Origin of the sequence: Cupriavidus nantongensis (assembly GCF_001598055.1) — a bacterium.
Classification (GTDB): Bacteria; Pseudomonadota; Gammaproteobacteria; order Burkholderiales; family Burkholderiaceae; genus Cupriavidus; species Cupriavidus nantongensis.
On record NZ_CP014845.1, the window covers coordinates 2309842 to 2325404 of the forward strand.

General features: G+C 69.1%; 12 protein-coding genes. 7 read left to right on the forward strand and 5 right to left on the reverse strand.

What is annotated here, in order from left to right; all coding sequences use genetic code 11:
* Positions 1-401 precede the first annotated feature (401 nt).
* On the forward strand, positions 402-1661 hold the full coding sequence (locus A2G96_RS31215) for an IS256 family transposase (RefSeq protein ID WP_062803969.1): 1260 nt from the start codon (positions 402-404) through the stop codon (positions 1659-1661).
* Positions 1662-2132: 471 nt separating this feature from the next.
* Here the strand turns inward: A2G96_RS31215 and A2G96_RS31220 are convergent, their stop codons facing one another.
* The 4 genes from A2G96_RS31220 to A2G96_RS31235 all read right to left on the reverse strand — a co-directional run bounded on the left by A2G96_RS31220 (position 2133) and on the right by A2G96_RS31235 (position 6792).
* Positions 2133-4382, reverse strand: a complete 2250-nt coding sequence (locus A2G96_RS31220; protein ID WP_062803970.1) for a polysaccharide biosynthesis tyrosine autokinase — start codon at positions 4380-4382, stop codon at positions 2133-2135.
* On the reverse strand, positions 4379-4882 hold the full coding sequence (locus A2G96_RS31225) for an arsenate reductase/protein-tyrosine-phosphatase family protein (protein WP_082819171.1): 504 nt from the start codon (positions 4880-4882) through the stop codon (positions 4379-4381). The genes A2G96_RS31220 and A2G96_RS31225 overlap by 4 nt, the downstream gene beginning before the upstream one ends.
* Positions 4883-4885: 3 nt before the next feature.
* On the reverse strand, positions 4886-5995 hold the full coding sequence (locus tag A2G96_RS31230; RefSeq protein WP_470290498.1) for a polysaccharide biosynthesis/export family protein: 1110 nt from the start codon (positions 5993-5995) through the stop codon (positions 4886-4888).
* Between the two features lie 242 nt (positions 5996-6237).
* Positions 6238-6792, reverse strand: coding sequence for an LbetaH domain-containing protein (locus A2G96_RS31235; RefSeq protein WP_062803971.1), 555 nt, complete (start codon positions 6790-6792; stop codon positions 6238-6240).
* Between the two features lie 236 nt (positions 6793-7028).
* On the opposite strand from A2G96_RS31235, the gene A2G96_RS31240 reads away from it, so the two are divergent.
* Entirely contained in the window at positions 7029-8153 is a 1125-nt protein-coding gene (locus tag A2G96_RS31240) for a glycosyltransferase family 4 protein (RefSeq protein ID WP_062803972.1), read from the forward strand.
* On the opposite strand, the gene A2G96_RS31245 is transcribed toward A2G96_RS31240, so the two are convergent.
* Positions 8150-8875 carry a polysaccharide deacetylase family protein gene (locus tag A2G96_RS31245; protein ID WP_150124295.1) on the reverse strand — a complete coding sequence of 242 codons (726 nt, stop codon included), beginning with the start codon at positions 8873-8875 and terminating at the stop codon, positions 8150-8152. The genes A2G96_RS31240 and A2G96_RS31245 overlap by 4 nt on opposite strands.
* A gap of 282 nt (positions 8876-9157) precedes the next feature.
* On the opposite strand from A2G96_RS31245, the gene A2G96_RS31250 reads away from it, so the two are divergent.
* From A2G96_RS31250 to A2G96_RS31270, 5 genes are all read left to right on the forward strand, one after another.
* Positions 9158-10366 carry a glycosyltransferase gene (locus A2G96_RS31250; protein WP_062803973.1) on the forward strand — a complete coding sequence of 403 codons (1209 nt, stop codon included), beginning with the start codon at positions 9158-9160 and terminating at the stop codon, positions 10364-10366.
* Entirely contained in the window at positions 10363-11628 is a 1266-nt protein-coding gene (locus tag A2G96_RS31255; RefSeq protein WP_062803974.1) for a hypothetical protein, read from the forward strand. Before A2G96_RS31250 ends, A2G96_RS31255 begins: the two co-directional genes overlap by 4 nt.
* On the forward strand, positions 11625-12815 hold the full coding sequence (locus A2G96_RS31260; RefSeq protein ID WP_062803975.1) for a glycosyltransferase: 1191 nt from the start codon (positions 11625-11627) through the stop codon (positions 12813-12815). The genes A2G96_RS31255 and A2G96_RS31260 overlap by 4 nt, the downstream gene beginning before the upstream one ends.
* The gene (locus A2G96_RS31265) at positions 12809-14185 is read left to right on the forward strand and encodes a hypothetical protein (protein WP_062803976.1); all 1377 of its coding nucleotides are present in this window, start codon (positions 12809-12811) and stop codon (positions 14183-14185) included. The genes A2G96_RS31260 and A2G96_RS31265 overlap by 7 nt, the downstream gene beginning before the upstream one ends.
* A 124-nt stretch (positions 14186-14309) precedes the next feature.
* A complete protein-coding gene (locus A2G96_RS31270) occupies positions 14310-15527 on the forward strand; it encodes a glycosyltransferase (protein ID WP_062803977.1) in 1218 nt (405 codons plus the stop codon).
* Positions 15528-15563 lie beyond the last annotated feature (36 nt).

Sequence of the window (15563 nt, forward strand, 5' to 3'; positions counted from 1 at the left end):
GTTCCGCCCTGCTGGGCGGGTCACTTTTTGGCCGAGCGCCAAAAAGTAACCAAAAAACGCGTCGCCTAAGCGGCTGGCAATCAATTCCGCGGCGTTGGTGGTTCGGGCGGTGGTGATTTCCGTTTGGCGTGGGTGCCCGTTCGAGCCTGCTAACGCTATGTGAGTCAGGGGCGGTGCCTGCGATCACCCACTTTTGAACGATCCCAACAGGGTGTAGGCAGCCTGCTGCTGGCGATATCGCGGGGACGCCTGCGGCTGCTTCGCAGGCAGTATCGCAGGTCAAGGACCCGCGCGCGGAAGAGGGGGAAAGCAAGCGGGAGGCGAGAACCCTTTGGGCTCGTCCGCGAGGGCCTGTCAGAAATTTTGTGTTTAGGGCATAACATGTCGCCAAGGAGCATGTCATGCCAAGTAGAAACAAGACGAGCCAGGCCGCCGATCGTGAGCTGCCGACCATTCCCGAGGATCTGATCGCCCATTTCGTAAAGGGTCCGATGACTGCCGAGGCCGTGCAGGACGCCTCAATGGCATTCAAGAAGGCCCTGATCGAGCGGGCGTTGGGCGCCGAGCTCGGCCATCATCTGGGTTACCCGGCTGGCGCTGAGCGACCAGCCGGCACAGCCAATCAACGCAATGGAAAGAGCGCTAAGACGGTTTTGACCGAGGACGGGCCGCTGCGAGTGGACATACCGCGCGACCGCGACGGCAGCTTCGATCCGATCCTGATTCCCAAGCACGAGCGGCGCTTCACCGGGTTCGACGACAAGATCGTGGCCATGTACGCCCGCGGCATGACCGTGCGCGAGATCCAGGCTTTTCTGGGCGAGCAGTACGGCACCGAGGTGTCGCCAGAATTCATCAGTTCGGTCACCGATGCGGTCATGGACGAAGTCACCACCTGGCAAGCCCGCCCGCTGGAGGCGATGTACCCGGTGGTGTTCTTCGACGCGCTGCGGGTCAAGATGCGCGAGGACGGCGTGGTACGCAACAAGGCCGTCTATCTGGCCTTGGGCGTGCTGCCCGACGGGACGCGCGACATCCTGGGCCTGTGGATCGAGAGCACCGAAGGCGCCAAGTTCTGGATGAGGGTGTTCAACGACCTGAAGACCCGTGGCACGCAGGACATCCTGATTGCAGTGACCGACGGGCTCAAGGGCATGGAACAGGCCCTGAATGCGGTGTTCCCGGCCACGACGCTACAGACCTGCATCGTGCATCTGATCCGAAACAGCTTGAGCTACGCCGGTTGGAAAGAGCGCCGGGCCGTGGCTGCGGCGCTTAAGCCCGTGTACACCGCGCCCACTGTTGAGGCGGCGCTGGCCGAATTGGCGGCATTCGAGCAGAGCGAATGGGCTAAGAAGTACCCCCCGATCGCCGCGTCCTGGCGTCGCGCCTGGGATCAGGTGATCCCGTTCTTTACGTTTCCGCCGGCGATCCGCAAGATCATCTACACGACGAACGCGATCGAGAGCATCAACGCGCAACTACGTAAGATCATCAAGACGCGGGGGCACTTCCCCAGTGACGAGGCGGCAACGAAGCTGCTATGGCTGGCCCTGCGCAACATCACCGGCAAGTGGGGCAGCTCAACGCATGACTGGAAAGCTGCCATGAACCAGTTCGCGATTCTCTATGAGGAACGCTTTACCCACCCGCATCACTGAGATAATGCTGGCTCACCGGTTACGTCGACGGTGAGCCTTTAACTGCCCTGAACACAAAAACGCTGACAGGCCCGTCCGCGATTGCGCGTGCGAGCGCAGCGACGCACTCCGTGCCAGAGCAGCAGACCTGAGATAGGGCGTGCGCGTAGCGCAGCCGAAGGCGTCCCACCAATGACGCCGTTAGCAGGCGGCCACCGACCTAAAGTCGGGTTCGTCCATCCGACCCCGAACGCCAGGCACCTCCAGGTAGCGTCAGCAGGGTGGAACCACCAACCACAGGGCCGCAAGTCACCACCGCTGGAACCACCAATGCCGCCTTAGCCAGCCGCTTAGGCGACGCGTTTTTTGGTTACTTTTTGGGGCTCGGCCAAAAAGTGACCCGCCCAGCAGGGCGGAACCACGCGGTTCAAAGGCCGACAGCATGTCACCAACAGCGCCCAACTCAAAAGAGAGCGGCAAAACGACCGCACCTCAAGCCCTCTTAGAACTAGCCCCCCCATACTGATTCATATACCGATACTTCCCAAAGTGATAATGCGCCCGATACCACCGCCCCTCCACCTTCAGGCCATTGAAAATCACCCCCTTGATATCACTCCCCGCCTGCACGATCGCGCGCCGCGTGGCCTTGAGTTCTGATGCCGTGCTGGCATCGGCGCGCGCCACCAGGAACACCGCCCCGGCCTTGGTCGCCAGCACGCCGGCGTCGGATGTGGCCAGCACCGGCGGGGTGTCGAGCAGCACCACGTCGTAGCGGTTCCTGAGCGTGGCCAGCAGCGTATCCATGCCGCGCGTCTGCAGCAGGTCGGCGGCCAGCGGCGGTTCCGAGCCGGTGGCGATGAAGTCGAGTCCCGGCACCACGTCGCGCTGCAGTACCTGCTCCAGCGGCGTGCCGGTCAGCAGCTCGGTCAGCCCCGGCACGCGCGGCTTGCCGAAATGGTGGTTGAGCCCGCCGCGGCGCAGGTCGGCGTCGACCAGCACCACGCGGCGCCCGGCGGTGGCCAGCACCGTGGCGAAGTTGGCCGAGATAAAGGACTTGCCCACTTCCGGCGCTGGCCCTGTGATCACCACCACGTTGTTGCTGTCGCTGTTGAGCAGCGCAAACTGCAGCGAGGTGCGGAAGCTGCGCAGGCTTTCCACCGCCGGGTCGTCCGGCATGCGCCTGGCGAGCAGCTTGTCGATGTCGGGCCCGCCGCGCAGGCGCGACTGCGCTGCGCTGTAGGGCACCGTCGCGTACACCGTCATGCCGGTCTCGCGCTCGATCTCGTCCGCATCGGCGACGCCGCCGTCGAACAGCCGGCGCAGCACCACCACCGCCGTGCCGGCCAAAAGGCCCAGCAGCACCGAGGCCGCGGCGATCAGCTTGCGGTTGGGCTTGACCGGGCGGATCGGCACCTCGGCCGGGTCCACCAGCCGCGCCGTGCCGATCTTGCTGGCCTTGACCAGCCTGAGCTGCTGCACGTCGTTCAGCAGCGACTGGTACATCTCGGTGCTGACCCGGACGTCGCGCATCAGCCGCAGCACGTTCTGCTCGATATCCGGCAGCCGCTGGATCTTGCCGCCGACGGTGCCGATCTCGGCGTTCACGTCGGCGATCTGCTTGTCCATGATCTCGATCGCCGGATGGTTGGGGGTGAAGCGCGCAATCAGTTCCTGGCGCCGCTGGCGCAGGTCCGCCAGCTTGGTCTGGGCGGCCACGGACTGCGCCAGCACCAGCCGCGATTCTTCGTTCAGGTCGATGGTGCCGCGCTGGTTGCGCATGGCGTTGTAGCGCGACTCGGCGCTTTCCAGCTGCTGCTTGAGCTGCGGCAGCTGCGCTTCCAGGAAGGCCAGCGACTTCTCGGCCTCGGCGGCCTTGCGGCGCAGGTTCTGCTCGACATACTCGTTGCCGATCTCGTTCAGGATGGCGGCGGTCTTCTCTGCCGAAGTGCCCTCCAGCGCCACGCCGATCACGCCGCTCTGCTTGCCGCGCTCGGTGATCATCAGCTGGCTCTGCAGGTCGGCAATGGCCACCGCGCGCGGCACGCGCGAGACATGGAACACCGCACCGGGACGGCCTTCGAGCTGGCTTACCTCGATCGTGACCTTGCCGCTGCGGGTCGCCACCGTCAGCGGCACGCCGACGCTGCCTTCGGCCACGGCATCGTCGCTGGCGAAGGCCAGCCGGTACTTGTCGTTGCCCATTGCGGTCACGGTGATCAGCCGGCGCTCCATTGCCGGCGGCACTTCCAGGCGCGATACCGCGATCGCTTCGCTGCCCCATGCATAGCCGCCCTTGCCGAACAGGCCCGGCTGCGACAGCTCGCGGTTGAAGCCCGCTACGGCCGCGCCGATCACCGGGAAGTAGTACGGCGATGCGGATATGTCGAGCTGCAACGCGTCGACCGCCTTGCCCACCACCATGCGCGAGCGCAGCAGCTCGATCTCGGTCGAAGGGGCGGGCCTGGCGTCGTAGACCGGTGACACGGTCGCGGTAGGCTTGTTGTTGTTGTTGACGTTGCCGCTGTTCTGGTCCTCTACCTGCACCAGGATGTCGGCGCGGTAGACCGGCTTGGACAGCAACGCGAACAGCAGCCCGACTGCCATTACCGCCGCGGCGACCGCGAGGAAGGTCCAGCGGTAGCGGATCAGCACGTCGACATACGAAGTCAGGTCGGACGACGGCTCCTCGCCTTCCGCAGCCTGGGCCTCGTAGTCACGCAGGTTCTTGATGTTGCTCATGTTGCCTCCCCGTAGCGGGTTGCCTGTGCTTCGGATTGAATCTGTGCCGTCCATGCCTGCACGCCCTCGCGGATCAGCCCCAGCACGATCAGGAACATCGCCTGCGAGCCGCCGTAGGGATCAGGAATATCCGCCTGCGCGGCCTCGCACAGGCGGAAGGTCTTGCCGCGCGCGCGCGGGAAGCGCTGCTCCAGCCATTCGCGCTGCTCGCTGTCCATCACCAGCACCAGGTCGGCGTCGTCGACCATGTCGTCGTCAAGCTCGCGCGCGCGGTGCGCGGCCAGGTCGAGGCCGTCCTTGGCCAGCAGCCGGATCACGCGCGGATCGGCACCGGCGCCGACCGGCGGCGCGAGCCCGGCCGAGCTGATGTGGCAGTCGGGCAGGGCCTGGCGCAGCAGGTCGGCGGCCATCGGACTGCGGCAGCGGTTGCCCAGGCACACCACCAGGATCGAGCGGATCATTGCGGCTTCATCGGGGATCACGAGCGGCGCCTGCAGCATGGTTCAGGGCCGCGTAGTGAGGCTGTTGACGCCCACGATCGGGCTGACCAGCAGGCTCATGACACGGCTCCACCGCACCACCTCGCGCGCATCGACGTAGACCACGTCCTTGGGCTCCAGCTCGAAGCCCTCGGCGATCGCCAGCGCCACCGGCGAGGTGCCGTCGAGGTGGTAGACCTTGGGCGCATCGTTGGCGGTCTTGCGGATCACGTAGATCTGCTCGGCATTGGCCGAGTTGGGATTCACGCCGCCGGCATCGCCCAGCGCCTCGTTCAGCGTCATGCGCCCGTTGCGCATCAGCAGCGAGGTTGGCCGCACCACTTCGCCGGTGACGAAGACCTTGCTGTCCTCGCGCTGCTCCACCCGCACGATGTCGCCCGAGCGCAGCAGGATGCGCGACGGATCGACGCCCTTGGCCAGCATCGCCGGGATATTCACGTACCAGCTGCGCTCGCCGCGGGTCACGCGCACGCGGCTGTTGTCGCCGGTGTTGTTGAGCACGCCGCCGGCGCGGTTGAGCGCCTCGACCAGCGTCATCGGCGCGTCGTCGATGGCGAGCATGCCGGGCGTGCGCACCTCGCCGTCGACATAGACGCGCTGGCTGCGAAAGCCCAGCACGCGCACCGTCATCTGCGGATTGCGCACCACGCGCGAGAGCACGCGCGCCATTTCATCGCGGACCTGGTTGGCGGTCTTGCCGGAGACCTTCATCACGCCGGCATACGGGAACTGGATGTCGCCATTGGGACTGACCACATAGCCCGGCATGTTGGAGCCGCCGGTGGAAGCCGGCACCTCGAAGCCCGCGCCGATGCTGTAGGTCTGCGTCGGGAACACCAGTTCGGGGTGGTCCCACACCACCACCGAGATGATGTCGCCGGGGCCGATCACATAGGGCTTGGGCGTGGCGAACAGCTCTTCGACGCGGTCGTTGGTGGGCTTGCTCTTGGCGCGCAGCTCGCGCACCAGGTCCATGGTGATCGGCGTGATGTCCGGCTTGGCGTCCGGGCCGACCGCATCGACGTTCGCGCTGGGGCTGAAGTGCATCCCGGGCGATGCGGCGCAGCCCCCCAGCAGCAGGGCGGCGCCGAGCACGGCGCACAGGCCCGGCAGCGAGCGCTGGCGCGAGCGGCGGGTGCGATCGATAGGGCAAGCGGTGCGGCATTGACTGGTTTCCACGACATTGCTCCTGCGTATTAGGCTGGGTCCGCGCTTGGACGGCAGGCCCCCGATGCTCCCAGCCTAGGGCGGCGGGTAGCGTGAATCGGTGCGCTCTCGCACACTGACGCGGGCGCCCTGGGTGGCCTGGCGCGCACTGGTCGAATGCGCCGCGGCCATGCGGTCCGGTGCCTCGCTCATGGCTGCGGACGGCGCTGGCCGATGGGCCGCGCGGGCGTGCCGCCATATACCGTCCAGGCCTCGCGCAGCGGCTTGGTGACGACCGTGCGCGGCGCGATCACCACGCCTTCGGGCAAGGTCACGCCCGGCGAGATGAACGCTTCGGCGCATACCCACACATGGCGCTCCAGCGTGATCGGCGACGCGATCAGCTGGAAGGTTTCGCTGTTGTAATCGTGCGAGCCCGTGCACAAGTGCGAGCCTTGTGACACGATGGCGTAGTCGCCCAGCGTGATCGGACTGATGTTGTAGAGGGTCACGCCGTCGGCGACGGCGGTGTGCTCGCCCATCACCAGGTTCCACGGCGCCCAGATCCGTGCCGCGGGATAGACCCGCGCATCGCGGCCGAGGCGCGCGCCGAACAGCCGCAGCAGTGCGGCGCGCCAGGCATGCATCGGGCGCAGGCTGGGGCGGAACAGCCACAGCCATACCCAGTTCCATAGCTGCCGGCGCACACGGTTGGACAGCGAAAACGACGGGCCGGAGGTGCGGTGGGTGTGCTGGATGATCATACGGAGCGTTTGCGGGACGGCGGACATTGCGGCGATGCTCGCGCGAAGCCGCCCCGCGCATCGGTGCGCCGCGCCACAGAAACCGGGCAACAGACCGTCGGGCTTGCCGTTGCCGCCATCACGCTCCACACAGGTGCGCCAGCGCACGGAACGGCACCCGCTGCTGGCGCATGCTGCAGGCAGGACACCGCGGGCACAGGCCTGCTTGCTCGCGGTGCGACCGGAGCCATGACGCGATGATGCAACCCTCGCAGCTGCGCGAGACGCCTGCGCCGCTGCCCAGCATCCTGATCTACAGCGCCCCCTTCCATCCATTGATCGGCGGCATGGAGCGCTTCGCCGAGGAACTGGCGACCGGGCTGGCGGACCTGGGCTATCCGGTCGAAGTGGCCACGCGCACGCCGGCCGCGCCGGGCGACGCCACCCACTTCCCGTTCGCCGTGACGCGGGTCAGCGGCAAGCTGCAGCTGGCGCGCGCCCTGCTGCGCCACCGGCGCGTGCTGTTCGTGGGCCTGACTTTTTACGACGTGATGCTGGCCAGCGCGCTGCGCCGGCGCATCGTGCTGACGCACCACGGCCCCTACGTGGTCCACGGCCACTCGCGCGGCACCTGGACCGGCGCGATCAAGCGCTGGCTGTCGCGCTTCTACGACGGCATCTGCGTCAGCCACTACCTGGCCAGCTGGCTGCCGGGCCAGCCGCTGGTGATCCACAACGGCTACCGCGACGAACTGTTCGCGGCGGCGCCGCCCCCGGAGGCCCGGCCGCCGGGAAGCTTCATCTTCGTCGGGCGGCTGGTGTCCGAAAAAGGCGTGGATGTGCTGGTGCGCAGCTTCGCGCGCCTGCACGCGCGCCAGCCGCATGCGCGCCTCACCATCGTCGGCGACGGGCCCGAGCGCGAGGCGCTGGCGCGGCTGGCCGACGGGCTTGGCTGCGCGGGCGCGGTGCACTTTACCGGCTGCCAGTGCGCCGCCGGCGTGGCCGCACTGCTGGGCCGGCATCGATGCCTGGTGGCGCCGTCGCTGGGCTATGAGTCGTTCGGCATCGTCGCGCTGGAAGGGCTGGCGGCGGGCTGCGAAGTGATCGTCAGCCAGCGCGGCGGCCTGCCCGAAGCGGTCGGCGACTTCGGCTGGGTGGTCGAGCCGGCGCCCGAGCCGCTGCACGCGGCCATGGCCGCGGTGCTGGCCGGCGCGTCGCGCCGGGATGAAGCCGGCACGCGCCAGTTCCTGCGCGAGCATGAACGCAAGGCGGTGGCGCAGCGCTATGCCGAGGCCATCGCGCGCTTCACCCAGCATCCCAGCGAGCCGCGCGAGCCGGTACCGTTCAACACCGAGCAGCAGGGTTCAGAGGCTGGCCGCTAGGCTTCGCGCCAGCGGTCCTCGTGCGCGGTCAGGCATTTGCGCAGGAAGCCCAATATGCCGGTGCCGCAATAAACGCTGATGCGGGGCAGGCCGAACGGGTCGTCGCTGGCGCGGGCCAGCCCGCGCGCGGTGATGGTGGCGTTGGCGTAGCCCGCCTCGCGCACCATGTCCCGATGCGCGGCGTCCTGGCTGCCATAGGGATAGCAGAACGCCGTCACCGGCACGCCCAGCCACTGCTCCAGCTCGTCCTTGGACGCGGCGATCTGCCGGCGCGCCTCGTGCGGCGCCATGCGGCGCAGGTCGACATGGTCCAGCGTATGCGAGCCGACCTCATGCCCGCGCTGGTGCCAGGCGCGCATCTGCGCCACGCTCATCAGCGCCGCGGGGCGGATGCCAAGATCCCGGTCCCACACGTTGCTGCCCGACAGCTGGCGCGAGACAAAGTAATTGGTGGCGGTGAAGCCGAGCGCATCCAGCGCGGGCATGGCGTGCTCGAACACGTTGCGGAAGCCGTCGTCGAAGGTGATGCCGAACACCTTGCCGCTGCGCTCGCCGTGCAGGTAGGGCATCAGGTCGCGCATGCTCAGGCCGCGATAGCCCAGCCGGTGCATCAGCCGCATCTGGCGGCGAAAGCGCGCGGGCGGCACCCACAGCCCGCGCCCGGGCGAGCGGCGTGGCGGCGGCGCGTCGATCTGGTGGTACATCAGGATCGGAATCGGCATGGCAGGGACCGGGTGCGCGCCATGCGGATGGCGCCAGTGCAGACCATTCTGGTGCGCTGCGGGGGCCGGCTCGGTGCGCTGGTCCACATTGGCCTGGCAGCGCCGCTACGGCGCCGCGACGGACCCGCGCGGGTGTGTGGCAGCGAACAGAGGCCGCAGGCGCGCTGGCTCATGCTGCGGGCACGAGGACGTATGGCCCCGCTTGCCATTGGCGCCAGCCGGGGAACCAGTGCCAGGCACCCAGCGGGCACGACGCGCGGATTCCGGAGATCGCCCTGCACCATGAGATTGCTGCACGTCATACCCTCCATCGACCCCGCCGGAGGCGGGCCCATCGAAGGCATCCGCCAATTGCGCCAGCCGCTGCGCGAACGCGGCGCCGAGGTCGACGTCTGCTGCGGCGATGCCCCGGACGCACCGTTCGTGCGCGCCAGCGAGATGAACGTGGTCGCACTGGGCCCCGCCTCGAGCAAATACGGCTTCAACCCCAGGATGCTGGCGTGGCTGCGCGCCCATGCGGCCGACTACGACGCAGTGCTGGTCGAAGGCCTGTGGCAGTTCCACGCGCTTGCCACCTGCCTTGCGCTGCGCGGCAGCGAGGTACCGTACTTCGTCTACACCCACGGCATGCTCGATCCGTGGTTCCGCGAGCGCTATCCGCTCAAGCACCTCAAGAAGAGCCTGTACTGGCTGCTGGGCGAGTACTGGGTGCTGCGCGGCGCGCGCGCGGTGCTGTTCACCTGCGAGGAAGAGCAGCGGCGTTCGCGCAACGCGTTCTGGCCCTATCGTTGCCGCGAGCTGGTGGCCGGGTACGGCACCGCGCAGCCACCCACCGCGGCCGAGCCGTTGCGCGAGGCGTTCTTCGCTGCGTTTCCGGCGCTGCGCGGCAAGCGCATCGTGCTGTTTCTCGGCCGGATCCACGAAAAGAAGGGCTGCGACCTGCTGGTCGAAGCCTTTGCCGGCGTGGCCGGTGCCGACCCGCGGCTGCAGCTGGTGCTGGCGGGGCCAGTGGAGGCGGCGCTGCGCGAGCGGCTGGTGCGCCAGGCCGAACGCCTGGGGCTGGCGCAGCGGCTCAGCTGGACCGGCATGCTGTCGGGCGACCTGAAGTGGGGCGCTTATCACGCGGCCGAAGTCTTCACGCTGCCGTCGCACCAGGAGAACTTTGGCGTGGCCGTGGCCGAGGCGCTGGGCTGCGGCGTGCCGGTGCTGATTTCAGATAAGGTCAACATCTGGCGTGAAATCGTTGCCGATGGGGCCGGGCTGGCCGGCGCCGATACCGCCGAGGGCACTGGCGCGTGCCTGCGCCAGTGGCTGCAGGCCGATCCCATTGCGCAGGCGCGCATGCGGGTGCAGGCGCAGGCTTGCTTCCAGCGCCGCTTCGAGGTGCGCCAGAGCGCGCAGCGGCTGCTCGACATCCTGGGCGAGCGGCCGGTGCCGGCGCCCGCCGCCGATGCAGCTGCCCGCAGCGCCACGCGGGGCGGCACCCCATGAAAGCGCTGCGCATCTTCGTCTTCGCGGTGCTGTCGCAGGGGCTCGGCGCCATCACCGGCCTGCTGCTGGCGCACTGGCTCAGCGTCGGCGACTACGCGATCTATACCGTCACCGGCGCCATCGTCGGCGCCATGTCGATCATCACCAAGGGCGGCATCCATTTCGGGCTGAATGCCATCCTCGGGCGCACCTGGCCCGACCGCGAGCGCGCGGCGCAGGCCACGCGCGCCGCGCTGGCGCAGCGCAAGCGCATCTCGGCGTTCCTGCTGCCGCCGCTGCTGATCGTCGCCGGCGTGCTGATGTACCGCAACCATGCCTCGCTGGCGTTGATTGCCGCGTTGCTGCTGACGCTGCTGACGATGTGGTATTTCGACATGCAGTCGCGCGTGGTGGACCAGGTGCTGCTGTTCGCCAACCGCGCGCCGGCGCTGCAGGCGCTCGATGCCAGCCTGTCGGGCGCGCGGCTGCTGCTGTCATGGGGCGTCTACGTGCTGGGGCTGCAGAGCGCGCTGGCCGCCAGCCTGGTCAATACGCTCTTCGCCGGCTTGCGCGTGCCGTTCGTGCGCCGCTGGCTGCGCCGCGAATTGCCGGCGCAGGCGGGCGAGCCGGTGCCCGAGGACCAGCGTTCGATCCGCGCCATCACGCGCCGCCAGATTCCGATGGACGCGTTCTACTGCCTGCAGTCGCAGTTCGCCTTCGGCATCGTTGCGTTCTACGGCGCGGTCAGCCAGACCGCGGCGATCGGCGCGCTGTCGCGCATCGGCCAGCTGCTGGTGCCGGTCAGCATCGTGGTGGGCGCGTATGTCGTGCCGCGCTTCGCGCAGGCGCGCGAGCACGTGCTGCGCCAGTACCTGGGCTGGCTGCTGCTGGGTTCGCTGCCGGCCGGCACGCTGGTGCTGCTGGCCTGGTTGTGGCCCGAGCTGCTGCTGCGCCTGGTTGGCTCCAACTACGCCGGACTGACCTCGGAGCTGCTGATCGCCTGCCTGGGCGCCGGCGCCTACAGCATTGCCGGCGTCGCCTGGGAACTGCTGGCCAACCGCGGCCTGAACCACTTCAACTACATGCAGGTGCCGGTGGTGATCGCCTGGTGCCTGGTCGCGCCCCACCTGCTCGACCTGACCACGCTGCGCGGCGTGCTGTGGTTCGAGGCCGGCCTGGCTTCGGGGCTTGGCGCCGCGGTGCTGTGCGAACTGGCGGGCGCGATCCGCGCCGGGCGGCTGCTGCCGCCGCCGGTGCTGAGTGTCGACGGGGGGCGCCCATGAAGGTCCTGGTCACCCACCCCGGCCTGCAGCATTCGCACCAGATGGCGCAGGCGCTGCACGAGCAGGGATTGCTGTGCCAGTACTGGTCGGGCGTGCCGGTGCGCGGGCCGGGCGAGCCGGTGCCGTGGTGGCTGCCGCCGGCGCTTGCCGCCAAGGTTCGCGAGGTCGGCATCCCGCGGGCCCTGCGCCGCCATCCGCTGTGCTTCCCGGCCATGCTCAAGGTGGGGCTGCATCGCCGCGTCGGGCTCAACCGCTATCTGCGCATGTCGCAGTCGGCCTATGCGCACCGCGTGTTCCACCTGTTCGATGCCTGGGCGGCGCGGCGCGTCGAGGCGCTGCGCCCCGACGTGGTGGTGGCCTACGAGAACTCGGCGATGCAGACCTTCGAGGCGGCGCGCCGCATCGGCGCGCGCTGCGTGCTCGACGCGCCCGCGGTGCATCGCGCCACGGCCGCGGCCCTGCTGGGGCTGCAGCCCGACCCCTACCTGGCCTGCATCGACGCGCGCAAGGACCGCGAGGTCGAACTGGCAGACCTGGTCATCACCTGCTCCGAATTCGCCGCGCAGACCTATGCGCAGGCCGGCGTGCCGGAGGCCAAGCTCAGGCCGATCCTGCTCGGCGCCAGCCTGCCCGGCGACGTGCAGCGCCGGCGCACGCGCGCCGGCACGCGCTTCCTGTATGCCGGCGGGCTGACCACGCTCAAGGCGGTCGACCTGCTGCAGCAGGCCTTTGCCATGGTGCGCGCACGCGTGCCCGAGGCCGAGCTCGCGGTGGCAGGCGGCGGTGCCGAGCCGGCGCTGGCCGCGGCGCTGGCGTCGACACCCGGGGTCACGCTGCTGGGCGCGCTGCCGCAGCCGGCGCTGTACCAGCAGCTGGCCGACGCCGATTGCCTGGTGCTGCCGTCGCGCTTCGACTCGTTCGGCATGGTGGTGGCCGAGGCGCTTGCCTGCGGCACGCCGGCGCTAGTGTCGGAGCGGGTCGGGGCCAAGGAGATCCTGCAGGAATTCCCGCGCGCGGGCTGGGTCGTCCAGGTCAGCGCGCAATCCTTGTATGACCGCATGCTGGAGCTTGCCACGGTACGCGCCAGCCTGGACGAGGCGCGCCCGTACGCGAGCCTGGCCGGGGAGAAGTACACCTGGGCCAGGTATCGCCGCGCCGCGGTCGCAACCATCGCGACGCTATGCTGAGCCACTCCGCCGCACCCCTGGCGCCGCCGGCGCGCGCGCGCATCCGCCGGCAGGCGCGCACCACCTTCGGCACCGTGTTCCTGCTGGTATTCCTGGTGGCCGTGCTGGAAGGCGCGGCGCGCAAGTGGGTGGCGGGCTCGCTGAGCCTGCCGCTGGTGCTGCTGCGCGACCTGCTGGCGGTCTATGGCATCTACTACGCGATGCGCTATGGCGGCTTCACGCCAGCGCGGCCGGCGATGCGGCTGCTGCTGCTGTGGAGCGCGGTGGTGCTGGCATGGGGGCTGGTGCAGACCATCGCCGGCGACGGCACCCTCGCCATCTTGCTAGTCGGGCTGCGCTTCTGGCTGCTCTATGTGTGGTTCGGCGTGGCCGCGGCGCTGCTGCTCGAGCCCGAGGACGTTGCCGCGATCTGCAAGACCACGCTGGTGCTGATGGTGCTGATGGCGCCGCTGGTGGTGCTGCAGCACTTCCTGCCGCCCGGCAGCTTCCTGAACCGGCAGGTCGACGGCGACGAGGACCGGGTCTTCATGATGGTCGGCGACATCGTGCGCACCACCGGCACGTTCTCGTTCACGCTGGGCTACACCACCTTCCTGGCGATCACCATGCCGATCGCGCTGCAATACGTGCTCGGCGGCGAGGGCAAGCGGCACTGGCTGTATGCGCTGGTGGTGCTGGGCAGCCTGCTGGTGAGCGTGCTGGTGAGCGGTTCGCGCGCCACCGTGCTGCTGCTGCCGGGCCTGTTCGCGGTGGCGGCGCTGTGTACGCTGATGTTCGGGCGCACCGTGGCCAGGCGCCGCGTGCTGGTCTGGGTCGGCGTGGCGGTGCTGATCGGGGCGGTGGCCATGGTGGTATTCAGCGCGTCGGTCGAAAGCACGGTGCAGCGCTTCCACGACGCCGCCGAAGACGAAGACTTCGGCGACCGCGTCGGCACCATGTTCCTGGGCGAGAGCGAGGCTTACGCCAAGCCCACGCTGCTGGGCGCGGGGCTCGGGCGCGGCAGCAACCTGGCCAGCTATCTCGAGCGCGGCGAAATCACCTTCATGCTGTCCGAGACCGAGACCGGGCGCACCATCGAAGAGGCCGGCCTGCTGGGCTACCTGTACGTGGCGCTGAAGTTCGCCGTGTGCGTGGCCGGCATGTGGCTTGCCATCGGCGCGGCGCGCCGCACCGGCAGCTGCTTTGCCATCCTGCTGTGGCTGGTGAGCACGCTGTGCCTGCTGACGTGGTCGCTGATCGGGCAGCTGACCGCCAACGTGCTGGGCTTTCTCTTTGTCGGCTTCACCATGGCGGTCACGCGGCTGGAGCGGCAGGGGCGGCTGAGCGGCGCGAACCAGCGCGCGCGGTCGCGGCGACGACACGCGCGCTAGCGGCCGGCTGCGGTCCACGCACCCTCTGGCAACCACATCGGGCAACCACATCGGGCAACCGCATCGGGCAACCGCATCGGGCAACCACACCGGACATCCACATCGATCCGCGAAGAAAGGCAATATGAGGCTTATCCTGTTCGGTCATCCCGCCTTTTTCGGCAGCCACAGCATGGACCGCTTCGCGGCCATGATCCGCGAGGGCATGCGCGAGCGCGGCCACGAAGTCCAGCTGTGGACCCCGCCCGCCGTGCTGGTGCGGCTGTCGACGCGCCCGGGCCTGCGCAAGTGGCTCGGCTATGTCGACCAGTACCTGTTGTTCCCGGCGTGGGCGTGGTGGCGGCTGCGGCGCGAGGGCGCCGGCGCGCTGGCGGTGCTGACCGACCATTCGCTGGGCATGTGGATGTGGCTGCTGCACCGGCGCCCGCATGTGATCCACTGCCACGACTTCATCGCGCAGCGCACCGCCGCGGGAGAGTTTCCGGGGCGCCAGCTGTCGGCCAGCGGGCGGCTCTACCAGGCACTGATCCTGCGCGGCATCGGGCTGGGGCGGAACTTTGTCGCGGTGTCGGAGAAGACCGCGCACGACCTGCTGCGCCTGCATCCGGGGCAAAGGCCGCGCGTGCGGGTGGTGCACAACGGCCTCAACTACCCGTTCCGCCCGCTCGCGCCGGATGTCGCGATGCGCATGCTGCGCGTGGCCGGCATCGACGGGATCGAGCCCGGCATGCTGGTCCATATCGGCGGCAACCAGTGGTACAAGAACCGCGAAGGCGTGCTGGCGCTATACCACGCCTATTGCGAAGCCACCAGCGCGGGCGGCGGCACCGGCGCCGCCGCGGCGCCGCGCCCGCTGTGGATGATCGGCCCCGAGCCGACCCCCGCCATGCGCGAGCTGGCCGACGCCGCCGAGCGGCTGGGCGGCAAGGTGCGCTTCCTGGAGGGCATGTCCACCGCGGCGGTACACGCTGCCTATGCGCTTGCGGGAGGGCTGCTGTTCCCGAGCCTGGAAGAGGGCTTCGGCTGGCCGGTGATCGAGGCCATGGCGTGCGGCATCCCGGTGCTGACCACGGCGCGCGCGCCGATGCAGGAGATCGGTGGCGGGCTGGCGCTGCTGGTCGAGCCGATGGAACCAGGCGAGGCGCAGGACTGGGCCCGGCGCAACGTGGGCGTGCTGCTGGATTTGCTGTCGTGGCCGCAGGCGCGGCTCGACCAGCTCTGCGTCGACTCGCTGGCGTGGGCGCGGCATTTCTCCGCGGATCGCGCGCTGGACCAGTACGAGGCCATCTACCTGGCCGCGCTGGCGCCGGTCCCGGCCACCGCGACGGCCGAGGCCAGCTGAGACCAGTCGAAATCAGGAAAGTCCGGGGGCCGGGGC